The organism is Mesorhizobium maamorense (assembly GCF_044998965.1).
GTDB lineage: Bacteria > Pseudomonadota > Alphaproteobacteria > Rhizobiales > Rhizobiaceae > Mesorhizobium.
The window spans coordinates 149,101-171,314 of the sequence record NZ_CP173356.1 but is presented as its reverse complement, the minus strand read 5'-3'; the positions used below and the strand labels follow the sequence as shown (position 1 = coordinate 171,314).

Sequence of the window (22,214 nt, the reverse complement as noted above, 5' to 3'; positions counted from 1 at the left end):
GAGGCTATCGAAGGGCACGATAACGGCCAAGAGTTCTTCTCGCGGACGGGAAGCAAGAGCATTCCTCGAGGTTGACCGTTGCATGGACAGGGCCTGTTATCCGAGCAGCGAGTATCCGTCGACCAGATGGCGCGTGCGGCCTCTTTCTTGGCCTTGCTCGGCGACAAGTTGTTTGAGCCTCTCGGTCTGATCGGGCCGCAAGGCATCAACGGCGGGTAAATGGTGAGGGCGACCATCCCGGCAACAGAGATAGAAGGTCCTCGACATTGCAGAGATTGGGACGTGCTGGGCATAGCCGCCGAGCGCTGCAAGCTCGGGATCGAAGTGCCGAGCGATCTCGGGCGGACAGACGAGATATTGGTTCTCGAAGCTGCGAAGCCAGCCGAGGCAATGGTTAACTATGATGCTGCGGCGCACCCTCGTGCTGCGGTTCTCGGATGTCAATGACCACGGAATCGGGACCCTGTTTTTTCGCGCAAAAGGGACCCCGGCTTTCGGTGTTGAGAGGCACGCCGGTAAGCGCCCGATCAGGCGAAGCTGGTCGGGGTTGCACAGCCTGATCGGGCGCGACTGATTGGCTTTCGAACTTCAGCTTTGAGAGCGGCTCTTGAAGCGCCAGGATTCGTTGCCAGTCTCGGCGATCTCGCAGTGATGGGTGAGGCGGTCGAGCAGCGCGGTTGTCATCTTGGCGTCGCCGAAGACGCTCGGCCATTCCCCGAAGGCGAGATTGGTGGTGATGATGACGCTGGTGCGTTCGTAAAGCTTCGAGACCAGATGGAAGAGCAACTGCCCGCCGGCCTGGGCGAAGGGAAGATAGCCGAGTTCATCGAAGACGACGAAGTCGAGCCGGGTAAGATGATCGGCAATGCGGCCCTGCCGGCCGGCACGGGTCTCGGTCTCGAGCCTGTTGACGAGGTCGACAACGTTGAAGAAGCGCCCGCGTGCGCCGTTGCGGATGAGAGAACGGGCAATGGCGATCGCCAGATGCGACTTGCCGGTGCCTGTCCCGCCGACCAGGACGACATTGCGCTGATCGGCGACGAAGGCGCCGGCGGCGAGGTCGCGGATCAGGCTCTCGTTGACCGGCGTGCCGGCAAAATCGAAGTCCTCGATATCCTTGGCCAGCGGAAGCTTGGCGACGTGAGCTGGTACTTGATGGAACGGGCCTGCTTCTCCGATATCTCGGCCTGCAACAGATCGCCGACGATCTTCGGCGGTTCGTGCTGCCGCTTAATGGCGACGCCCATGATCTCGTCATAGGCCGCGCGCATCCCGAAGAGTTTCAGCGCCCCCATCAGTTCCAGTACTTCGGTGCGTTCCATGGCTGTTCGTCCTCCTGAGGCTGTCATAGCGGGCGCAGTCGGCGACCGGCTCGTGAGCCAGCTTCAGCGCCTGGGGAATGGAAAGGATCGTGCCCGGCGCCGGATCGCGGCTGCGGGCCAGGATGTTGAGGATCACCGCGGCCGACGAGACGCCGTGCTCGATGGCTTCCTGGCAGGCGGCCTCGACCGCGCTCAATCCGTCGGTCAGCACGCAGGTGAGGATCGACACCATCTGCCGGTCGCCGTCATCAACCGCCTTGAGCTTGCGGCGCACCTTCTCCATTGCCGACGGCAGGACCCAGCCAAGGAACGGCGCGCCGTTGCGCAATCCGCCCGGCTTGCGGGCCAGCACCGGCACGTAGTGCCAGGGATCGTAGATGACCTCGTTGCGGCCGAAGCAGCGGGCATGCTCGCCCACGACCACGCCGTCCTGGCGGATAATGATCCGGTCGGCATAAGCATGGATCTCGACGGGCCGGCCGACGGCACTCGACAGCACCGAGTATTTGTTGTTGTCGAAGCGCACCGTGCAGGTCTTCGACACCGACGCGGGAATGCAATGGAAGCCGTCAAAGCGCCCGGCATAGGGAATGAAGCTGGCGCGCTCTTCTTCGAATACGTCCCAGATCGTGCGCTCGCCCTGTTCGGGATGCCGATGCGCCTTGGCATAGGCAACGCATTTGTCGGCCAGCCAGCCGTTGAGATCCTCCAACGTCTTGAAGCGCAGCCTCGGTGTGAAGAAGCGCTCGCGCACCAGCCCGACCTGGTTCTCGACTTGCCCCTTCTCCCAGCCGGCCGCCGGCGTGCAGGCCTCCGGCTCGACAAGGTAATGCCCGCACATCTGCGCAAAGCGGCGGTTGTAGCGGCGATCCCTGCCGATGAAGATCGCGTCCACCGCCGTCTTCATGTTGTCGTAGATGCCGCGCGTGCAGGCGCCGCGGAAGAAGCTGAACGCCCGGTCATGGGCGTCGAACACCATCTCCTGCGTTTCGCGCGGATAGGCCCGCACGAAGAACATACGGCTGTGGCAAAGCCGCATGTGCGCCACCTTCACCGTTACCGTCACGCCGTCGAGCAGAACGATCTCGTGGCTCCAGTCGAACTGGTAGGCCTCGCCCGGCGCAAAGCTCAACGGAATGTAGGCTTCGGCCGCGGCGCTGCCGCGATCCGCCGCCCAGCTCTGAGCATGCCGCCACACCGAACTGTAGCTGCCGTCATAGCCGAGGCCGCGAAGCTCCTCAAAGATGCGGATCAGTGTCAGCCGCTCCCGCTGAGACTTGGCCGCATTCGCCGATAGCAGCCGATCCAGCTCGTCACGCCAGGCGCCCATCCGGGGATAAGGCTGATGCTTGCGCTCGTAGCGGAACTCTGTCTCCTCGGAACGCAAAACCTTGCGCACCACCTTCCGGGAGATCTTCAGCTCCCGGCAGATCGCCTTGATCGACTTCCCCTGCACCAGCGACAGCCGGCGTATCTTCGCAATCGTCTCCACAACCAACATCCAAAACACAAATGCCTCCGATCAAACCGGAGGCATCTTGATGACCCCATCGTTAAGGGGTCCCGTTTGGACGAAAATCACCCCTCAAACAGGGTCCTCATTCCATGAAAAATCACATTCTCGGAACCGCCATTGACGTTCTGCCCAGCAAGAGCAGCACATATCCGCAGGCTGGAAATGGAACGGCGTGGAACAGAAGCCGAAGGTCGGGAACCTGCGTGAGGCAGAGACCGCGTTGGCGAACGGCGGGACCGTCGGGACCACCTCGATGACCCCCGAGCGGTCCGCTTCGCATCCCGATATTCCACGCAGTCCCGATCGCTAGCTGTGCCTTAAACTAGCTGCTAGCCAGGCCGCCCAGGGCTCCTGATTGCCGATCCAACTCCTGCTGCACAGGAACGCATGCATTACTTAGGTCTTGACGCCAAGCGAGACCCTGATCTGAAGTGGTCAGGCTTTGGCATCGATGTGGATCTGCGTCTGCCAGACATATGCGCAGATCTTCCCGTTTTCATCCCGCACAACCGTTTGCCATACCGATGTCTGCCGGCCCAAGTGAAGCGGTCGGCATTCGGCGGTAACTCTCGCCCCAGCGCAGGGGCGTACAAAATTCGTCTTCGATTCGAGCGTCGCCGTTCTCTGCGTCGCTCCGAGATTTTGCAGCGCCCCCATCGCGCCAAGGCTGTCCGCAAGTGACATAAGTATCCCGCCATGCACCGCGCCGACAGAATTGATGTGTCGGGTCTCGATGTCGATATGCGCGGTGATGCATTCCGGGGAGATCTCGTCGAGCTCAATCCCAAGAGTCTTCTGAAACCCTCTGGTCGGCATGCACCTGATGTCCTCGTCGCTCCAAGGCCCTGGTCCAGTCCGGATGAGATTGAAAGTCGGTTTCTCGGTCATTGGCCCTCACATAAGCGCTCAGCATCAATTGCCGTGGCAAAGTCAGCCATAGTTAGCGCTCGGCAGACGCTCCGAACGCGTCGACCAAAGCTTCACAGTTTACGGCCGTGCTCTGGTCTGAAGGGAAGATTGATCGTTCCCGTCAATAAACAGGAGGAAAGGGTAGCCGGAGGCCGATAGGAATCGGCTGCGGCTCTTGGGAGTCTTGGCCGTGTTTGGTGCCTCAGGGACTTCAACTGCATTCGTGACCGTCGCGCACTCTACCACCTTTCGCGTCTCAACCATCGGCACGCCCCTGCCTTTGGAGTCCGAGCATCTCCCGGGCCTCGTCCGGTGTTGCGATATCGAAGGACAAAAGGGTCAGGATGTCCCGCATCCGCGCCACCTGCTCCGCATTCGACCGGGCGAGCTTGCCTTTCTCAAGGTAGAGGTTGTCTTCCATCCCCACCCGCACGTTCGAGCCCATGGTTGCCCCCATGGTGCACAGCCGGAACTGATGCTTTCCAGGCGCAAGGACAGACCAGTGATAATCGGAGCCGAACAGTCGGTCGGCGACGTTGCGCATGTGAGTCATGTTGTCGGCATCGAGGCCGATTCCGCCGCTGAACCCGAATACTGTTTGAATGATGAAGGGCGGCGTCAGCAGGCCGATATCCACGAAGTAGGCGACGTTGTACAAATGCCCCACGTCGTAGCATTCGCATTCGAGGCGTGTGCCGCCAGCACCGACCTCCTTGATTGTCCGTGTGATGATGTCCTCAGTATTCGGATAGACCCGGGACGGCGCTGCGGCGAACAGTTCCTGCTCCCAAGAGTGCTGCCAATGCTCGAATTTTTCGAGAATCCTTTGCCGTCCGTAGGGAGAAATCGATCCCATATTCAGTGAGGCCATCTCCGGTTTGAATCGCAGGGCTGCCGTGATCCTGTCTTCGACGGTAGCCTTTGGCCCGCCACTCGTCGTGATGTTGACGATCACGTTAGACTCGCGGCGCACTCGATCGATTGCCGGCGCATATACGTCCGGATCCGGTGTCGGACGGCCATCCTCAGGATTGCGGGCGTGGAAATGGACGATGGCCGCGCCCGCCTCCGCCGCTCCGATCGCCTCCTCGGCGATCTGCTCCGGAGTGATCGGTAGATATGGTGACATTGTTGGCGTATGCGCCGCGCCTGTCACCGCGCACGTGATGATGACTTTGCGTCCAGCGGACATGAAATCGCTCCAGTGGTCTAACTGGATGATCTAATCGGAATGCGATTCAGTGCGCGAGCCGCGAGAGTTATTCCAAGGGGCGAAGATTTATGATCAGGATGCGACCGCCCAAATCATCAATGTTCCGCAGTATATGGAGTAGCATGTTTGGCCACCAAGCTCGCCGGTCAAAGGCCAGAATCGCAACAAAATTTGGGGGCGCCCGCGTTTGCCCCCCGGAGATATGGCTTTCACTATGATGCCCTCGGGCCCGAGCCTATGAGCAACGCTCTGTCGACCGGCCGGCGCTGCGGAAAAACTTTAGAGACTCGGTGCTGATTCGCTTCAATGCACGGCACTGCCTCGATCATGTCATCCTCCAAATGAGCCACGCCGCGCCACGCGCGTCATGGCCAGCCCCGGCCGACTCTTGCGCTCGATCGACGAACAGGGCGGCCCACACCATCCCGCGTGGAATCTTAGACGTTCTTATGTCTAGCGCCCGCGTGCGCCTTTTGGCGTGGTAGCAAATTGTCGCTTGAAGGCGGTGCAGAAATTTGAGGCGTGAGCGTAGCCGACCTCGTAGGCGACCCGTTTGAGGGGGGTATCGCCGCCCTCCAGTAGCAATCTTGCCCGCTTCATTCTGCGCTCGGTGATGTATTGGGCGTAACTGATACCCGTTTCTTTGCGCAACTCATCCGACAGGTCCTGGGTGGACACGCCGAGTGTAGTGGCGAGCTCCGCCAGAGAGGGCGGGTTGTTCAGGTTTGCGTCGACTATGGTCTTGACGTGTTCGACGCGATTCAAGGTCAGGTCGGAACGGGACAGGAGTTCGCCATCGGACAGGAGCGTGCTCAGACTGAGGCAGAGTAGCTCTTGGGACTTGATCGAAATATGGCTTTTGGAGAGCAATGGATGAATGCTACGGTTCAGCAATTCCTCGGCCGCCGACATAAGCGCATACGGGAGTGGTCGTGAATACCAGAATGCCTCGGCCTTGTCACCGTCAACGCCTGAAAAATTCGGAAAGCAGATCGGATAAAAACCGAACAGCGAGGACAGTTTATCTGGCCAAATGCCGACGGACAGTGACAACTCGTTGGCGCCGCGGGTCCAGACACTTCGCTTGTTAAATCCCGGCGGCTGGTAAAAAACGGCGAGCGTCGGCGTAGTCAACTCATGCTGATGCGCGCTGCCAAGCTCGATCCGTCGCGATCCGGACAGGTGGAGCAGAAACACCATGCGCCCAAGGCCTAGTTCATCGTCGTGAAATTCGTCCTTGGCCTGCAGCTTGCGGATTGTGAGACAGGGCTTCTCATAGTCAAAATAGCCGACCACCTGACCCAGGGCGTGCTCCACGGGAGGCAGGAGGCGGTAGGTGCCGGTAGCTTCTCTTCCGTCGGCACGCTCGATGCGGAAACGGCTTCCGTCGTTCAGGCGGCGAACAAATTCATCCGTGTTGATCAAGTGCTGGCCTCATCGGATGACCACGGAACACTGCGACGGCCGCCGACTGGTTGAGGAGGGGCCGATGAAAACATCGCTCCATCCCGTTATTCTAGTTGCGATACTTCTACGGCTAAAGTGTGGGAGCGTCAACAAGGACGGCATATGCATTGTACTGGGTGGTACAGACGGCGGGGCCCTGCCGCTCGCCGAACATAGCCGAAAAGGGAAAGCGTCTCCCCTTCTTGTCAACACGACATACCGTGCGAGCGACGACCATGGTAAACGTGGTGTCGCCTGCGGATGCACCCAGCGTCGGACGGCGCGGAGCCATTCTACTTGCAGGCTGCCGACGCGGCGTGGAGTATCGGATTGGCCGAGTTGGAAACGTTGGCCGTTGACAAGTGTGCTTATCCGGGTGCGATTGACGGGAAACATCATATGTACGGACCCGGAGCGGGCCAGGCGCTGCTTGTACTCTCATCACCGATTGATCTGGTGATGAGAGCGTACCGTCGTTATGACAGGGAGGCGATTGACCAGAGTCTACCAAGCAGAGGGTTTGCATCACCCGCCGGCGCAACGACGCGAGGTCAACGAGGCGACGGCAAAGCTTCAAGCATGCCCGGCCAGTGTGTTACGACGCAAAGGCTTCGGAGCCCAAATCGTTCCCCCGCAAAATGATACGTGATGGCGCATAACAGTTCTTGCCTTCCCTGACGCTTCGTTTCCTTGGATTGTAGCCGTCAGAACAAAAACAAGGGGAGTGTCCCGATGGCTAACCGACGTCAATTTATCAAAAGCGCCGCAGGATTGGCGCTCATGTCATCAGCATCCAGCCTTTGGGCTTCGCGCGCGGCGGCCGCCTCGGTCGACGAACTGGTTGCGGCGGCCAAGGCGGCAGGACAGACGAAGGTGGTCGTCGCTATCGGCGGTGGCGTCTACCTCGATACCCTAAAGGAGTTGTTCTTCAATCCCTTCACCGCCGAGACCGGGATCGAGACGGCCTTTGTCAGCGGCAGTTATTCGGAACGAATAGCAAGTCTGCGCGCCATGAGCGAAACGAACACGATGCAGTGGGACATCGTTGCGACGACCAACGATTCCGTACGGTCGCCGGAGCTCGTGAATTATACCGAAGATTTGGGAGATTGTTCGGAGTTGTCCAAGGTTGTGTCCGAGGGGATCGACGGGTCATGTCTTGGGAACGCGGTTCTCTTCGACGCAGCGGGCTCGGTTCTCGCGTACGACGAAAGCGCGTTTCCGAACGGCGGCATGAAGAGCTGGGCCGATTTCTGGGACGTCAAGGCGTTCCCAGGACCCCGAGCGCTCCCAAACTACGGCAGCCCTTGGTACGTGCTGAGCGCCGCATTGCTCGCGGACGGCGTAAAGCCAAAGGACGTCTACCCACTCGACCTCGACCGCGCGTTCAAGAAGCTCGACGAGCTCAGGCCAAACATCGTCGCTTGGTGGACCAGCGGTGACCAGAGCCAGCAACTGTTCCGTACCAAGGAAGTGGTTGCAACAATGGTCTGGAACGGACGTGCCGTAAAGCTGCGCGAGGAAGGCTTTCCAATCTCCATCGTGTGGAACGGCGCGATGTTTGACGCGACCGCGCTCGCCGTCACCAAGGGCGCGCCACATGCGATCGCAGCCAAAGCGCTGCTGAACTACCTCTACACGCGTCCGCAGGCGCATGCGGAACACGCTAGGCGGCTAAATTACGCGCCGCCTAACAAGCATCTAGGCGAATTCCTGGACGACGATTTCGAGTCGACGCTCGTGACCGCGCATCTGCCCACGACCGTGAAGTCGGATCCGGCGTGGCTGGCGGAAAATCGACAGAAGCTCATCGAGCGCTGGACTGTGTGGATCAGCGGATAAACTCACAAATTGCGTTGGGGGGGCGCTTTTGCTCCCGCCCAGCTCGCCTTGCGGAAATGGGCATTGCTGCCGCCGAGCAATTCCCAGGCCGATATGGAACTCGGCAGCCAATGTGCGGTACCGAGAAAGAAATAGGCGCCTGGGATCACATCATCATGCACAAGAAGACCGTCGACACCCTGATCGTGAATGGGGACATCTTCACTGGAGACAGGGATCAGCCGCACTATCGACCCGGTGCGATCGCCATTAAGGATAGCGTCATTGTAGGCGTTGGTCCCGAGTCCGAAATATTGTCCTCTTACGAGAGTACCCAAAAGATAGATGCTCGCGGCGCTTTGGTGCATCCCGGCTTCATCGAGACGCACCTGCATATGACGGCCATGGCATATCACGGCGCTCCTTTTTCACCTCAGAATACCGCCGCAACAAAGGTGAATTATTCCACGCTGAAGAGTGCAACCAACCCGACAATTACCGCTGCGTATACTGCCGCCGCTGCATGTTCTATGTTGCAACGTGGATTCACACTGTTCTTCGAATCTGGCACGGTTTTCGAGACGGATGCTTTCGCCGAATCGATGACCAAGTGCGGAGTCCGCGCGATGGTCTCAGCCCCGTTCGCTTGGGACGACTTGTCGACTTATGAAGAACTCTGGCCTCATATGATGCCCGATGCACTAAAAAAGCGCGCTCCCGCCGATGCCCGCCGGGTCATTGACCAGTGGAAGCACGAGATTGCCCGAAACAAGGACGAAAACGCTCTGGTACGCGGTTATGTCGGACTTTACGGAGAAGCTACAGCCACGGACGACCTCACGCGAGAAGCCGTGAAGCTGTCATCCCAATCCAAGGTCATTTTTTGGCAGCACCAGTCATTCAATGCCGAGTTCGATGTCGAAGAAAAGAAAAAATGGGGCGACACCGGCGCAGTGCGTATGAACAGGGTAGGTGCACTGAATCCCAACACCACGCTGGCGCATATGAACGTCCTAGATGAAAATGATATCGAGCTCATTCTATCAAACAAACCCGGTCTGTCGTGGTGTCCCAACAATGCGTTAGGTTATCGAATAACGCCGCCGCATAGATGTTGGTTTCCTTACCTTTACAAGAAGGGTGTAAGTGTATCACTGGGCGTCGATACAACCGTTATCCATCCGATCGGAATCGCTGGGCTTCTCAGTCTTTATCTTTCCGCATCGTTCGGGGAGCGGCTAAACGACGCCGATCCCTTCTACATGCAAACGATCGACGCGGCGAACAATGTGGGCCTCGGCGACAGGCTTGGCAGTCTAACGGTCGGCAAGCGCGCGGACGTGGTGATCAGGGAGGCCCGCGACATCACCCACCTGTCCTGGCGTGACGACACGGGAATCTTGTTATCGCTATCCTCATCCATGATCCCTGTCGATACTGTCATAATCGACGGCAGGATTGTAATGGAGAAGGGCCGCCTTGCCACGATGGATCAGGATGCGATTCTCGCCGAGGCGGTGCACCAGCGCGATCTTTTGGCAGCCAGTCTGTCTAACTGAGCGCTCAGATCGACTATAATCGAAGAACTCAGCACTAGTGGGAGCGCCGAAACGGTCCATGTCGAAAGTTTTTGATGCAATCGTAATTGGGGCCGGCAATAACGGTCTTGCCTGCAGCTGCTATCTGGCGAAAGCCGGGCTGAAAGTGCTGGTGCTTGAGCGTCGGCATATCGTTGGTGGCGCGGCCCTGTCCGAGGAGATTATTCCCGGCTTCACCTTCTCCGTTTTCTCTTATGTCGCCGCCCAACTTCATCCTAAGGTGGTCTCCGACCTCGAACTCAAGAGATATGGACTTCGATCCTTCAAGGCAGACTATCGCATGTTCCGCCCCGTGGACCAAAAGCGCTCAATGATGGTAGGGGGCGACACTAAACAGATGCAGGCGGTCTTGGCCCGGTTTTCCAAGGCCGATGCCGCGCGGTATCCGGAGTTCCGCAAGTATCTGTCGGGCGTCTCGGAATTTGTTCACGACCTCAAGCTGCAGACGCCAATTGACATTGTGGCCACTTCGTTGAGTTCCCGGCTGAAGACGGCGAGCTTCCTGTGGGGCCACCGTAATGTAGGTGGCGATTTTTATAAACTCATAGATCTATTCACACAGAGTTCGGATGAATATCTGAGCCGTTGGTTCGAAAGCAGTGAAGTGAAGGCCGCGTTCGCGTTTGCGGTGGGCGGCAGCCTGATCGGTCCCAAGACTCCCGGATCCGCTTGGCTTGCGTTGCACGGCGGAAGCACGGGCCGCGCAGAGGAAGATGCGATCAGCGGCCAGATCGTCGGTGGAATGGGGTCCATCACCAAGGCGATGGCTCAATGCGCGCAGGATCATGGCGTCGAGATCCGCCTCAATAGCGATGTCACGAAGATCGAGACGCGCAACGGCCGAGTGCATTCCGTCGTAACCAGTCGCGGAGATGAGTACACCGCCCGAACTGTTGTGGGAAATCTGAACGCCAAGGTGTTGTTCGGAAAGCTCGTGGCGGCAACTGACCTTCCAAATGAATTCGTCTCGGACATCGCGCAGTTCAAGACGAACGGGGCCGCGTTCAAGTTGAATATTGCATGCGAGAAAGCTCCGCAGTTCTCGTCTTTCAGCAAACAGGACGCCGGCATGGACAGCCCGCCGATCGTCCAGATCGCTCCCGACATGGGATATCTCGAACAGGCCTATGAAGAGGCGAAACCCGGCTGGTATTCTTCGCGACCGTCCATGATCATGACGATCCCAACCGTCCTCGAACCCGGCCTGGCCCCGAAAGGAAAGCATATTGTTCAAATCTATGGCGGACATACATCATATGAATTGACGAACGGCTCTTGGGGACAGGAGCGCCCGAGCTTCCTGAAGTCTGTGCTCGAAACCATTGACCAGTTCGCACCCGGGTTCTCCAACGGTGTGATAGATACGCAGCTCCTCCTACCTAAGGATATCGAGGAGCAGCTCAACATCCCTAACGGCCATATCAATCACGGGGACATGTCCTTTGATCAGATGTTCTTCATGCGGCCCGTGCCTCACTATTCGGACTATCGATCGCCGATCAGAGGACTCTATCAATGCGGAGCGTCGTGCCATCCCGGAGGTGGTGTCTCTGGCGTGCCCGGCCACAACGCGGCGCGGGAAATCCTGAAGGATCTTGGGAAACGTCCGGCACGCGCGGCATAAAATGCTTAGGTGACGGTTCAGTCGTTTCCCCGCCCCAGAATGTCGCCGGTTGTCAACCAACGCAAGGGTTGCCCCGAAGCTGATCGTCATGAAACGCAAGGGTTTATTGGGAAATTCATAACTTCAGAGGGGGCAATTGCCGGTGCTGATCGAGCCCCTCCTCTCTTTCATATTGCGGGCAAAGTTTCGGCGCGCGCCGCGGAAGGTTCGAAGGGTCGATATTGATGCCTCATCAGACCTTCCCTTCCGGAACAAGTATTCTTTTTCGACCATTAGGATGGTCGCGCAAAAGTCAGCATGCGGGGCCGGAGAAAAGATGAACCTGATCCTGTCACCTGGACTCCCCGAAGAACCTCCCCATAGCCGCCGTTTTCTGATTCACTGTCGTGGTGATTTGCGGGAGGCTGCGGATGCGGGGACAAGCGGGCTTCTGGGACATTGACGAGCGCTATGTGCGGCTGAGCGAGGTCGGCGATCCGCTTGAGAAGCTGAACGCGCTGGTCCGGTGGGACGTTTTTCGCAAGCCGCTGGCCAAAGCGCTGAAGCGTTCCGATGGCGCGAAGGGTGGTGGGCCATCCTACGACCCGGGATGATGATCAAGATCATGGTCTCCAGGCGCTCTACGGCCTATCGGACGACCAGGCCGAGTTCCAGATCCAGGACCGGCTGTCGTTGATGCGTTTCCTCGGGGGCTCGGCGACAGGGTTTCGGACGCCAAGACGATCTGGCAGTTCCGGGAGCATCTCACGCAGGCAAAGGCGGCCGAGAATCTGTTCGCCCGGTTCTGTGGCGACGGCATGATGCGGACGTCGCTTCTACGAAGCCGCGGCACGTTCAGCCACCGCCGCTGTTCGCAATCCCACGGAAGAGCCTGAATAACAATTAGGAAACCTGCATAACGACCGTGAGTTTGCCGCCGGCAAGATCAAGCCGCACATCTCCGAGCGCTTTTCCCTTGCCCGCGGCGCCGACGCCATCGGCCATCTAGCCGCCCGCAAGGTCATGGGCAAAGTGGTGGTGGTGATTTAGAGCCGCGGGCGAACTGGTCCTGACCCATCAAACTGGTCCATTGGGAGGACAACTTTTTTGGCAGTTTGATCCTTAAGGAGGGTCAGTGCCATGAAGAAGACGCGCTACACGGAACAGCAGATCGCATTTGCTCTGCGCTACGTCGAGAGCGGCACGCCGGTGGCCCAGGCGATCCGCAAGATGGGCATCACCGAGCCGGCTTTTTTCAGATGTCTCTCAATCGGGAACGCATTTGGATTTACTTCGCTTTGTTTGCTCGGAGGCACAGGCGGCGTTCTGGGACATTGATGAGCGTTATGTGCGGCTGAGCGAGGCCGGCGACCCACTGGAGAAGCTGAACGCGGTGTGTCTTGGGAGGTGTGTCGACCCAAATCGGTTAACCGTATTCAAAGACACTTACATAAGGACTGGATATTCCGATCCCGTCCTTTTCGACTTTTCGCCCATAAACCTCCGCTCAATCGCCGCATTCAAACATCTCCAGCCAGTCGCCGTCAGGCGGCAGCCGGAGTCTGGTAGCCCCGCAGTTGGCCATCAAGGCCCAAGCGACACGGGCGATCTTGTTTACCAGCGCAGCCGCGACCAGCATTTTCGGCTTTCGCGCAACCAAGATCCTGCGGTCGCATCTGGCTGCGATGCCTGTTGCACCACGGCCATTGCCCCAAGGATCAAATGACGACGTAAGTCACGCTGCCCCAGCTTCGATGCTTCGATGTCTTGCCCAATCGCGTTTTTCCCCCTCGAGTTCTGTTTCGGCGTGAGCCTCAGCTAGGCAGCAAAATCACGTCCCTTCGTGAAGGTTGAGGGCGGAGCGACCGTCGCCATCGCAGCGGCGCAAATCGGACCGATGCCTGGGACGTCACCAGCCGCCGAGCGGTATCATCTGTTTTTGCAACCTCCTTGACGCGCCCGCTCAACGCAGCAATGCGGTCATCCAGTGCTGCAAGATGATCGAGAAGCTCTCTGCCGAGAGCGACGACGGCCGGCGGAAGGTCGCATCCGGGTCTTTGAGAGCCGTCGCCAACTGGCCGACATGCTGAGTGCCTTCTAGTATTGTCATGGATGCTTGGCACGGCCCTCTCACGCGGCACTGTCAGCCGATTACCTTTCGACTCCTCCCCGGCCAAGCAGTTACTGCCTGATCAGCAGGTGGCCAAATCCACGTTGCGTCTCGGTCGAGTGTTGCAACAGATCCTTCAATGAAATTCATAGACTCTTTGCGACCGAAAATCGTTGGTTGTGGTATGCCCCTATACGTCTGGGTTCTAGTGGCGACAACATCTGGTGTCGCTTCATGCTCCGACTGCTAATGCAAGAGGATCTACAGCTAATGGCAAGAAAAGCGTTCATCTTGACGGAAAGGGCCGACGCGCGGTCGAAGGGGATCGCCTGCTTGATCGTGAGATAGATCATCCTATTGGGGAGCGAAACTGCCATTAATGGTGAAAGAGTCACGGTCAGTGAAATCGTGAAACGCTATGGATCTGTCACGGCGGTTGAGGCTGTGTCTGTCGATGTGAAAGCGGGAGAATTTCTCTCGCTCCTGGGGCCTTCGGGTTCAGGCAAAACGACCCTCTTGATGATGATCGCGGGCTTTGAGCTGCCGACTTCGGGTCTCATCGAGATCGGGGCGACCGATGTGACGCATGTTGCTCCCAACAAACGCAATGTCGGCATGGTGTTCCAGAAATATGCCCTCTTCCCCCACATGTCGGTGAAAGACAACGTCTCCTTCCCCCTGCGTATGCGCAAGATCGATCGCGCGCAGATCGCGCGGCGGGTCGGCGAAGCTCTCGCCATGGTCCAGCTCGACGCCTACGGCAGCCGGATGCCCACCCAATTGTCGGGGGGACAGCAGCAGCGTGTTGCCCTCGCGCGGGCGCTGGTCTTCGAGCCCCCGTGCTCCTGATGGACGAGCCCCTCGGCGCGCTCGATAAGAAACTGCGCGAACAGCTGCAGATCGAGATCAAGACTCTTCAGCAGCGTCTTGGCGTTACCGTCATCTATGTGACCCACGATCAGGAGGAAGCATTGACTATGTCGGACCGCATCGCGGTCATGAACGATGGTCAAATTGCCCAGATCGGCAGCCCCGCCAGCCTCTACAGCGAGCCCGCCTCTCCGTTCGTCGCGGATTTCATCGGCAAGATGAACTTTCTGCCGGTCGAATATCTGGGATCCGAGAAGGCCGGCCACCAGATCAGGTTCACCAACGACTCGACGCTCAGCGTGACGCGCTCGCTCAACGGACACGCCTTTGAGCTTTCTCCCGGACTGTTACTGCAGGCCGCGATCCGGCCGGAGAACATCTCCCTTGCCGCACGCGGATCCGGCGGACCGCACGCCATCGCCGGAACCGTCGACACCTCGATCTATCTCGGCACGCACCAGATTCTTCTGGTTAACATCGATGGACGCAACGGTCCCCCACTGCATATCCAGACATCGGCAATCCGAAACCTGTCGGAATTCGCGCGCGGCGATGCGGTCGACGTCCTGTTCCAAGCCGATTCCATTCACCTGTTTACAGGCAAGGGCGGCGGCCAATGAGCAGTCTGGACGCGTCTTCCGTGAGTCCCGCCCCCGCGCCACGTTTTGGGCGGCTCTTCGTGGTCACCGGAACCGGTGGTAGATATCCCCCGCTCTTGACGGCTGTGCTGCTGCTGCCCCTCCTTCTGCTTTTATTCTTTAGCTTTCTATACCCGGTGGGCCGCATGCTGGTCGGCAGCCTGTTCGACCCAGGCTTCACCCTCGACAACTATGTCCGCATGTTCATCGAACCGCTTTATCTGAAGGTTCTGCTGCGTACGCTCTGGATTGCATTTGTGACGACGCTCGGTGCCTTCGTCCTTGGATATCCGGTTGCCTTCGCCATGGCGCGGACGGGCGGCAAGCTCACCCTCTGGATTGCAGCCTGCGTCCTGATCCCGTTATGGACCTCAGTTCTTGTGCGCTCATATGCCTGGATCATTCTGTTGCAGCGCAAGGGCGTCCTCAACGACATCCTCATCGGAACCGGCATCATCGAAGAACCGCTCAGGATGATCTATACCGAAAGCGCGGTGATCGTCGCGATGGTACATGTGATGCTGCCGTTCATGGTCCTGCCGATCTACGGCGCCCTGCGGACATTCCAAAGGAACTGACCCAGGCCGCCGCGAACCTCGGCGCCGGCGTCTTCACCACTTTTTTCAAGGTGACCTTGCCGCTCAGTCTGCCCGGCGTCTTCGCCGGCACGCTGATGACCTTCATCCTTGCCCTCGGTTTCTACGTTACGCCGGCCATGGTGGGCGGCCCTCAGACGCTGATGATGGCGACATTGATCGGACAGCAGACGACGGTCTTGCTCAACTGGTCGTTTGCTGGCGCACTGGCGACGGTACTTCTTGTCGTCACCTTGGTACTCACGTTCATGTTCCGCAGGGTCTTGGCCACGTCTAGAGGATTCGCCAATGTCTGAGACGATCGCCTTGAGCCAGACGCGCCCGTTTCGTCCCCTCGTGCTCGGCAAACTCGCCGCAGGCGCTGTTATTGGGCTCATCCTGTTCTTCCTGATTTTGCCCACGCTGATCGTCATACCGATCTCGTTCGGGAGTGCCCCCTACATTGAGTTCCCGCCCTCCGGGCTGACGTTGAAATGGTACGGGGAATTTTTCAGCGATCCCGACTGGATCGCGGCGACGCTCTTCAGCTTGCGCATCGCCTTCTTCACCACCATTTCAGCGACGCTCATCGGAACCCTTGCTGCGGTCGGTTTGGTGCGAGGCGATCTGCCGGGGAAATCACTTGTCCTCGGTTTAGCGCTCAGCCCACTGATTGTTCCGCATATCATCATGGCGATCGCACTTTATCTTTTCTTCGCGCCGCTTCAGCTAACGGGAAACTTTTTCGGCTTTCTGTTGGCGCACACCATGCTGACCGTCCCCTATGTGGTCATTGCCGTCTCGGCATCGCTGCAGCGCTTCGATCCCATTCTCGAAATGGCTGCCCTTAATTGCGGGGCGGGGCGCGGACGCGCCTTCTTCGAAATCGTCCTGCCACAAATCACCCCTGGCGTGATCACCGGCGCGGTTTTCGCCTTCGTCTCCTCGTTCGATGAGGCAACCGTCGCCTTTTTCATCTCCGGCATTGAGGGCAAGACGATAACCAGGAAGCTGTTCGAGGACATCGACTTCAATCTCACCCCGGTCATCGCAGTCGTCTCCACGATCATCGTGGCCGTCACAATCCTGCTGATGGGCACGATACGCCTATTCCAGAACAGAGCGAATTCCTGAATTCCTGATCCCGTTCCCGCCCAGCCTGCGCTTCAGGTGACATCAACAGCGGCTGGCGAGGCCCTCGCCGGCGCTGCGCAGCAAGCTGACGCTTGCGCGACCGTTGTCACCTGCGCGGTTCCGAGTGACCCGATGAGCATAAGAGAATCGCCCCGTAACCGGGGCAGATTGTCAGGCTTGAGCGGCTTGCCTAACGATGTCCGCAGGCGGCGGCTGTGCGAGTATGCGGAGGCGGTCGCCAGCGTAAGAATGAGATGTCGAGCTTGGTGCAGGTCTTCATCGGGCCGAGCAGGACGTCGCGGGCGTTTCTTGTCTGCCTCACTGACGGCTCCGCCGGAGAGGCCCGCAGTGCGGCTCCCCTTCGGGGGCATGGATTAGCTTGGTAGCTCTTCCGGACGCGATAGAACCACCAGATCAACTGGCGCATAATGTCGACGGCCTGACGTTGATCCGAATTCATGGGTATCAATTTGTGCGTGTCGATCTAGCACGGCGCTTGCCCGCCAATGCGGAACTGGCCGGCATCATCGGATACGACGACTGTATCGGCGAGAAAGCCGTGGTAGCGGATTGCCCCCCACATCGCCCCTTCAGTGGCGCTCCTGACCGGTTGGGTTCAACCGCGAGCTGGTCAAGGCCCAGCGCCGCCAAATGCGTCTCCCATGCGGCGCTGCCGGCAAATGCCTTGTGCGGCGCAGCCGCCAGCGGGTTGATCACCGGACCGGCGAGGTCGCGGCCGCGCATTAGGCCAAGGCCTCTTCATTGATGATGTAATCGCTGTGCCCGGCATGCAGCGTCGCCAGGAAGGCCTCACGTGACTTGGACCGCCCGGTACGGAACGCGGTGAAGAGATCATCGCCATCTAAGTGGTGTAGCCGTCTGATAGGCGTGGCGCACCGACGTATCATCGACCGTGATCCAGGCACTGTCGCAAGTCCGGCGCGTAGCACGTCAACGGAACTCCGCAGCGAAGTTCTCGAGGCCTTCCGAAATCAGCCGCACAGGAGCTGTTTGCCAGGGACGGTTTTGCTCGACGACCTGAAGAAGGCGCTTTCGGAGCGGATACTGAACGCCGAACTGGATGATCATCTTGATGAGGAGCAGGCCGAAGGGCTGGCGAACCGCCGCAACGGACATTCGAAGAAGACTCTGACGGGCACGTCGAAGCTCGAACTTTCGATCCCGCGTGACGGTGCCGGCTCCTTTGACCCGAAGTTGATCGCCAAGTATCAACGCCGCTTTCCCGATTTCGACGCCAAGGTCTGCGCGCGGCGTGAGCGCTCGAGGAGGTCGCCGAAATGGCAGAACAGGCCGTTGGACGCCTGCTTTCCCTTGGTCTTCTTCGACGCCATCCGGGTCAAGGTCCGCGACGAGGGCTTCGTTCGCAACAAGGCGTTCTACATTGCGCTCGGCGTCCTTCCCGACGGCTGCAAGGAGATTTGGTATCTGGATCGAGCAGATGGAAGGCGCCAAATTCTGGCTGCGCGTCATGAACGAGCTGAAAAACGAGGTGTCGCCGACATCCTGATCGCCGTCGTCGAGGGCCTGAAGGGCTTTCCAGAAGCGATCAACGCCGTGTTCCCGCAAACGGTCGTGCAGACCTGCATCGTGCATCTAATCCGCCACTCGCTGGAGAGTTCGTATGCTGGAAAGATCGCAAGCCTGTCGTGCCGGCGCTGCGGGCGATATACCGGGCCAAGGACGCTGAAGCCGGCCTGGCCGCGCTCGATGCCTTCTACGCCGGCAACTGGAGCCAACGTTATCCCGCGATCGCTCAGAGCTGGCGGCGCAACTGGCTTCATGTAGTGCCGTTCTTCGCATTTCCCGAAAGCGTGCGCCGCATCATCTACACGACGGATGACATCGACAGGCGTTTTGCCATCGACAAGCGTTTTGTCAGCTCACGTGCTAGTCACCTGATCTAAAGTTCGGCACATAGGTTTTGCGTCAGCTGGGTTCGGTGGCAGAACCGCTTGACGGGGGCGAGGATTTCGTCGGCAGATTTGATCCATCGTTAGGGCTTGGGGTTTTCGTTAGGCGGCTCGATGAAGGCGGCGATGTCGGCCTCCAGTTCGGCGGTGGAGCGGTGGACACCCCGTTGCAGTTGCTTACGCGTCAGCTCGGCGAACCAGAGTTCCATCTGATTGATCCAGCCGGCCGAGGTCGGCGTGAAATGCACGTGCCAGTGGGGGCGCCGCGCGAGCCAGGCCTTGATCTTGGGCGCCTTGTGAGTGGCGTAATTGTCCATCAACAGATGCGCCTCCGGCCCTTCCGGCATGGCCGCATCGATCTTCTTGAGAAAGTCCAGGAACTCGGTCGCCCGATGGCGCTTGTGGCATTTTCCGATCACCGCCCCTGTTGCGATGGCGAGCGCGGCAAACAGCGACGTTGTGCCGTGGCGGATGTAGGTGTGAGTTCTCCGCTCGGCCACGCCAGGTGCCATCGGCAGCACCGGCTGCTCGCGATCTAGCGCCTGGATCTGGGACTTCTCGTCCACGCACAACACGATGGCCCGGTGCGGCGGTGACATGTAGAGGCCGACGATGTCCTGCTCCTTGTCGACGAACAGCGGATCGGCCGAGAGTTTGAACGTCTCGCTCCGGTGCGGCTGCAGGCCGAAGGCGGTCCAGATCCCGCGGATGGTGGTATGCGACAGGCCTTCGCCGCAGCCATAGAACGGATCGACCAATGGGTGGCGTCCTTCGGCTTGGTGTTCAGCGTGCGCTCGATCACCTCGGCCACCTGTGTGTCCGACACAGTGCGTGCGCGCCCGGGGCGATAGGGACTGTCAGGAATTCTGTGCGCGAGGCAATGACGATGGAAGGAGAGAATCATCACATGGCTATCGAGAAGGAACTTCTGGACCAACTGCTTGCCGGCCGCGATCCCAACGAGGTGTTCGCCAAGGAAACCGGCTACTCGACGATCTGAAGAAGGCGCTTTCGGAACGGATTCTGAACGCTGAACTCGACGAGCATCTCGAAGGACGACCGCACCGACGGCAGCGCCAACCGCCGCAACGGCCATTCGAGGAAGTCGGTTTTGACGGGCAAGTCGAACATGACGCTGTCGATCTCGCCGACCGGGCCGGGACCTTCGATCCGAAGCTGATCGCCAAATACCAGCGCCGCTTTCTCGATTTCGAGGTCTCCCGGTACGCGCGCGGCATGACGGTGCGCGAGATCCGCGGCCATCTGGAGGAGCTCTACGGCATCGACGTGTCGCCGGACCTGATTTCGGCCGTCACCGACGCCGTCCTGGAGGAAGTGGGCGAGTGGCAGAACCGCCCGCTGGATGCGATCTATCCGCTCGTCTTCTTCGATGCGATCCGCGTCAAGATCAGGGACGAGGGCTTCGTGCACAACAAGGTCGTCTACATCGCGCTCGGCATCCTGCCGGACGGCACGAAGGAGATCCTCGGCATTTGGATCGAGCAGACCGAGGGCGCCAAGTTCTGGCTGCGCGTCATGAACGAACTGAAGAGCCGTGACGTCGCCGACGTCCTGATCGCCGTCGTCGACGGCCTGAAGGGCTTTCCGGAGGCGATCAACGCCGTCTTCCCCCAGACCTGGTCCGAACCTGCATCGTGCATTTGATCCGCCATTCGCTGGAGTTCGTGTCGTGAAGGATCGTAAGCCGGTCGTGCCGGCGCTGCGCGCGATCTACCGGGCAATGGATGATGAAGCCGGCGTGAAAGCCCTGGAGGAATTCGAGGCCGGCTACTGGGGCCAGCGATATCCGGCAATCACCCAGAGCTGGCGGCGCAACTGGCAACACGTGGTACCGTTCTTCGCCTTCCCCGAAAGCGTGCGCCGGATCATCTACACCACGGATGACATCGACAAGCCTGATTTCGGCTTTTTCGACTCCTGGCGTTTCTTTGTTCGGCTTCAGATGAGCCTGTTTCTTCGTCCCGGCCCACAGGATTTTCCGTGCGAGCGTGTCGAGACGCAGTCAAGGCTGGCCGGTGCGGTGGCGCCACGGCCGGCTGCGAGGTTTCCAGGCCACGCCTTGACTGCGTCGAGCACGGCGCCAGTCTGGAGCGGACCGAGACGGCGGTCGTGCCGGCACATTCCCTATGCTATATTTGTCCGGCACGGACGACCACGTGGCAAAGAGTGGTGTAGGGGATGAGAGTGCCGCCACGCAGCCTTATAGTCGTTCCTCCTTTGTGGCGTCCGTGCGCCGCTTCGGCCCGCGTGACCGCCAATGCCGAACCATCAGCTCGTAGGCACGCTCGGCATTCTCGGCCGCGGCCTTCTCGCTGTTTCGCAACTCCTTCACGTTGTAGGCGTAAGCCGAACCGCGGCGACCGACGCCGCGCTCGCCCGGCGCGCCAGCCTTAAGAGCGAGCTGCCTCTGCTTTGCCGCCACCAGCGCCGGGCGAGCCCAGAAGTAGTCCTGCTCCTTTGTCAGCAGATGCCAGATCAACACCGCGAGCTTGCGGGCGACCGCCACGGCTGCGACCTGATGGCCACGCTTGTTGCGGATGCGCAGGAAGAAGGCCCTGAGCGGTCCGGGCGCCTTCGCCGCTGCCCAGGCGGCCTCGACCAGCATGGCGCGGGCATGGGAACGCCCATGTTTGCTGATCCGGCCATATTGCGCCAAGCCAAGACCGGATTGGCGCACACGCGGATTGAGGCCGAAGTAGCTCACCAGCCTCTGCGGCTCGCGGAACCGCCGGATGTCGCCGACGGCGGCGATGATACCGCTCGCGACGATGGCATTGACGCCGGTGATCGTCTGAAGCCGCCGGACTTGCACATCATCAACTGCTTCCCGGGCGATGTCGCGATCGAGGTCAGCCAAATCCTCGGCCAGGCGATCGATCTCGCGGATGTGGCGGGCGATAGCGGCCCGCTCGTCGTCGGGAAGCACCTGCTGCTCGAGCCAGGCGCGACCCCGACGGTTGAACAGATCGGCATGCGGGCACTTCGGCACGAGGTGCGCCTGCAGGATGCCATGCACCTCGTTCTTCACGCGCGTGCGATGCCGCACGACCTGATTGCGCCGCGCGACGAGGCGGCGAAGCCGCTCAGTCCGCTCATCGGGAACCCAGACCTCCGGCAGAAAGCCGCTGGCATGGAGCTGCGCCAGAACGCCGGCATCGATCTTGTCGGTCTTGATCCTGGCATGGGCGATCGCCTTCACCTGCATCGGGTTGGCGACAATCACCCGGCCGACATAGGGCGACAGAACCCGCACCACCGCCATGGCGTTGCCCGTAGCCTCGACGACAACCTCATCCGTCCGTCGCAAACTGCGGCCGAACCCTTCCAGTCCCGAGCGGGTCATGTCGACCCGTCCGTGATGGCGCAGCCGGCCGTCTTCCCAAACCACCACCTCCGCAAAGGTGCGGTGGATGTCCATTCCAATCACACGTCTCATCGGCTCCCTCTCCTCAAACAGTCGGGAGCGGCGGGCGACGCGACACCTACGGATCCGCGCTCTCGGCGCAA

The 22,214-nt window shown here is 59.7% G+C and carries 18 protein-coding genes and 4 pseudogenes; 15 read left to right on the top strand and 7 right to left on the bottom strand.

From position 1 onward, the window contains the following. Window positions 1-588: 588 nt before the first annotated feature. From istB to ACIU1A_RS01365, 5 genes and pseudogenes are all read right to left on the bottom strand, one after another. A pseudogene (gene istB / locus ACIU1A_RS01385) lies at window positions 589-1,322 on the bottom strand (IS21-like element helper ATPase IstB). Further along, window positions 1,255-2,823: an IS21 family transposase gene (gene istA, locus ACIU1A_RS01380; protein ID WP_404928068.1), complete on the bottom strand. Its 1,569-nt coding sequence runs from the start codon at window positions 2,821-2,823 to the stop codon at window positions 1,255-1,257. The pseudogene istB and the gene istA overlap by 68 nt, the downstream one beginning before the upstream one ends. A gap of 450 nt (window positions 2,824-3,273) precedes the next feature. After that, window positions 3,274-3,654 (bottom strand): PaaI family thioesterase, encoded by a 381-nt coding sequence (locus ACIU1A_RS01375; protein ID WP_404926368.1) that lies wholly within the window; start codon window positions 3,652-3,654, stop codon window positions 3,274-3,276. A gap of 349 nt (window positions 3,655-4,003) precedes the next feature. Next, window positions 4,004-4,939, bottom strand: coding sequence for a 3-keto-5-aminohexanoate cleavage protein (locus ACIU1A_RS01370; RefSeq protein ID WP_404926367.1), 936 nt, complete (start codon window positions 4,937-4,939; stop codon window positions 4,004-4,006). A 474-nt stretch (window positions 4,940-5,413) separates the two neighbouring features. Then, window positions 5,414-6,385, bottom strand: coding sequence for a helix-turn-helix transcriptional regulator (locus ACIU1A_RS01365; RefSeq protein ID WP_404926366.1), 972 nt, complete (start codon window positions 6,383-6,385; stop codon window positions 5,414-5,416). 753 nt (window positions 6,386-7,138) lie between these two features. Between ACIU1A_RS01365 and ACIU1A_RS01360 the strand changes: the two genes are divergently transcribed. The 13 genes and pseudogenes from ACIU1A_RS01360 to ACIU1A_RS01300 all read left to right on the top strand — a co-directional run bounded on the left by ACIU1A_RS01360 (window position 7,139) and on the right by ACIU1A_RS01300 (window position 18,680). Continuing rightward, window positions 7,139-8,248 carry an ABC transporter substrate-binding protein gene (locus ACIU1A_RS01360; protein ID WP_404926365.1) on the top strand — a complete coding sequence of 370 codons (1,110 nt, stop codon included), beginning with the start codon at window positions 7,139-7,141 and terminating at the stop codon, window positions 8,246-8,248. Window positions 8,249-8,358: 110 nt separating this feature from the next. Then, window positions 8,359-9,786: an amidohydrolase family protein gene (locus ACIU1A_RS01355; RefSeq protein WP_404926364.1), complete on the top strand. Its 1,428-nt coding sequence runs from the start codon at window positions 8,359-8,361 to the stop codon at window positions 9,784-9,786. Window positions 9,787-9,844: 58 nt separating this feature from the next. Then, window positions 9,845-11,449, top strand: a complete 1,605-nt coding sequence (locus tag ACIU1A_RS01350; protein ID WP_404926363.1) for a phytoene desaturase family protein — start codon at window positions 9,845-9,847, stop codon at window positions 11,447-11,449. Window positions 11,450-11,859: 410 nt separating this feature from the next. Further along, window positions 11,860-12,042, top strand: coding sequence for a hypothetical protein (locus ACIU1A_RS01345; RefSeq protein ID WP_404926362.1), 183 nt, complete (start codon window positions 11,860-11,862; stop codon window positions 12,040-12,042). Then, entirely contained in the window at window positions 12,002-12,250 is a 249-nt protein-coding gene (locus ACIU1A_RS01340; RefSeq protein WP_404926361.1) for a transposase, read from the top strand. Before ACIU1A_RS01345 ends, ACIU1A_RS01340 begins: the two co-directional genes overlap by 41 nt. A 90-nt stretch (window positions 12,251-12,340) precedes the next feature. Then, window positions 12,341-12,478 (top strand): zinc-binding dehydrogenase, encoded by a 138-nt coding sequence (locus ACIU1A_RS01335; RefSeq protein ID WP_404928073.1) that lies wholly within the window; start codon window positions 12,341-12,343, stop codon window positions 12,476-12,478. 90 nt (window positions 12,479-12,568) lie between these two features. Further along, window positions 12,569-12,766 (top strand): transposase, encoded by a 198-nt coding sequence (locus ACIU1A_RS01330; protein ID WP_404926360.1) that lies wholly within the window; start codon window positions 12,569-12,571, stop codon window positions 12,764-12,766. A 1,147-nt stretch (window positions 12,767-13,913) separates the two neighbouring features. Then, a pseudogene (locus ACIU1A_RS01325) lies at window positions 13,914-15,028 on the top strand (ABC transporter ATP-binding protein). Next, window positions 15,025-15,624, top strand: coding sequence for an ABC transporter permease (locus ACIU1A_RS01320; RefSeq protein ID WP_404928092.1), 600 nt, complete (start codon window positions 15,025-15,027; stop codon window positions 15,622-15,624). The pseudogene ACIU1A_RS01325 and the gene ACIU1A_RS01320 overlap by 4 nt, the downstream one beginning before the upstream one ends. Continuing rightward, window positions 15,609-15,938, top strand: a complete 330-nt coding sequence (locus ACIU1A_RS01315; protein ID WP_404928072.1) for an ABC transporter permease subunit — start codon at window positions 15,609-15,611, stop codon at window positions 15,936-15,938. Before ACIU1A_RS01320 ends, ACIU1A_RS01315 begins: the two co-directional genes overlap by 16 nt. After that, window positions 15,931-16,755 (top strand): ABC transporter permease, encoded by an 825-nt coding sequence (locus ACIU1A_RS01310; RefSeq protein WP_404926359.1) that lies wholly within the window; start codon window positions 15,931-15,933, stop codon window positions 16,753-16,755. Before ACIU1A_RS01315 ends, ACIU1A_RS01310 begins: the two co-directional genes overlap by 8 nt. Window positions 16,756-17,762: 1,007 nt before the next feature. Beyond that, window positions 17,763-18,333, top strand: a pseudogene (locus ACIU1A_RS01305) (transposase); the annotation flags it as partial. 89 nt (window positions 18,334-18,422) lie between these two features. After that, window positions 18,423-18,680 (top strand): transposase, encoded by a 258-nt coding sequence (locus tag ACIU1A_RS01300; protein ID WP_404926358.1) that lies wholly within the window; start codon window positions 18,423-18,425, stop codon window positions 18,678-18,680. On the opposite strand, the pseudogene ACIU1A_RS01295 reads toward ACIU1A_RS01300, so the two are convergent. Next, window positions 18,677-19,533 (bottom strand): annotated as a pseudogene (locus ACIU1A_RS01295) (IS630 family transposase); the annotation flags it as partial. The gene ACIU1A_RS01300 and the pseudogene ACIU1A_RS01295 overlap by 4 nt on opposite strands. 149 nt (window positions 19,534-19,682) lie before the next feature. Between ACIU1A_RS01295 and ACIU1A_RS01290 the strand changes: the two are divergent. Next, window positions 19,683-20,351 carry a transposase gene (locus ACIU1A_RS01290; RefSeq protein ID WP_404928071.1) on the top strand — a complete coding sequence of 223 codons (669 nt, stop codon included), beginning with the start codon at window positions 19,683-19,685 and terminating at the stop codon, window positions 20,349-20,351. Window positions 20,352-20,376: 25 nt separating this feature from the next. Beyond that, entirely contained in the window at window positions 20,377-20,889 is a 513-nt protein-coding gene (locus ACIU1A_RS01285; RefSeq protein WP_404926357.1) for a transposase, read from the top strand. Window positions 20,890-20,907: 18 nt separating this feature from the next. Here ACIU1A_RS01285 and ACIU1A_RS01280 read toward each other — a convergent pair whose 3' ends face one another. After that, the gene (locus tag ACIU1A_RS01280) at window positions 20,908-22,125 is read right to left on the bottom strand and encodes an IS110 family transposase (RefSeq protein WP_404924724.1); all 1,218 of its coding nucleotides are present in this window, start codon (window positions 22,123-22,125) and stop codon (window positions 20,908-20,910) included. Window positions 22,126-22,214 lie beyond the last annotated feature (89 nt).

Excerpts from the sequence above, each read along its gene's own strand:
- istA (WP_404928068.1), bottom strand. The coding sequence starts at position 2,823 with ATGTTGGTTGTGGAGACGATTGCGAAGATACGCCGGCTGTCGCTGGTG.
- ACIU1A_RS01375 (WP_404926368.1), bottom strand. The coding sequence starts at position 3,654 with ATGCCGACCAGAGGGTTTCAGAAGACTCTTGGGATTGAGCTCGACGAG.
- ACIU1A_RS01370 (WP_404926367.1), bottom strand. The coding sequence starts at position 4,939 with ATGTCCGCTGGACGCAAAGTCATCATCACGTGCGCGGTGACAGGCGCG.
- ACIU1A_RS01360 (WP_404926365.1), top strand. The coding sequence starts at position 7,139 with ATGGCTAACCGACGTCAATTTATCAAAAGCGCCGCAGGATTGGCGCTC.
- ACIU1A_RS01355 (WP_404926364.1), top strand. The coding sequence starts at position 8,359 with ATGTGCGGTACCGAGAAAGAAATAGGCGCCTGGGATCACATCATCATG.
- ACIU1A_RS01350 (WP_404926363.1), top strand. The coding sequence starts at position 9,845 with ATGTCGAAAGTTTTTGATGCAATCGTAATTGGGGCCGGCAATAACGGT.
- ACIU1A_RS01345 (WP_404926362.1), top strand. The coding sequence starts at position 11,860 with ATGCGGGGACAAGCGGGCTTCTGGGACATTGACGAGCGCTATGTGCGG.
- ACIU1A_RS01340 (WP_404926361.1), top strand. The coding sequence starts at position 12,002 with ATGGCGCGAAGGGTGGTGGGCCATCCTACGACCCGGGATGATGATCAA.
- ACIU1A_RS01330 (WP_404926360.1), top strand. The coding sequence starts at position 12,569 with ATGAAGAAGACGCGCTACACGGAACAGCAGATCGCATTTGCTCTGCGC.
- ACIU1A_RS01320 (WP_404928092.1), top strand. The coding sequence starts at position 15,025 with ATGAGCAGTCTGGACGCGTCTTCCGTGAGTCCCGCCCCCGCGCCACGT.
- ACIU1A_RS01310 (WP_404926359.1), top strand. The coding sequence starts at position 15,931 with ATGTCTGAGACGATCGCCTTGAGCCAGACGCGCCCGTTTCGTCCCCTC.
- ACIU1A_RS01280 (WP_404924724.1), bottom strand. The coding sequence starts at position 22,125 with ATGGACATCCACCGCACCTTTGCGGAGGTGGTGGTTTGGGAAGACGGC.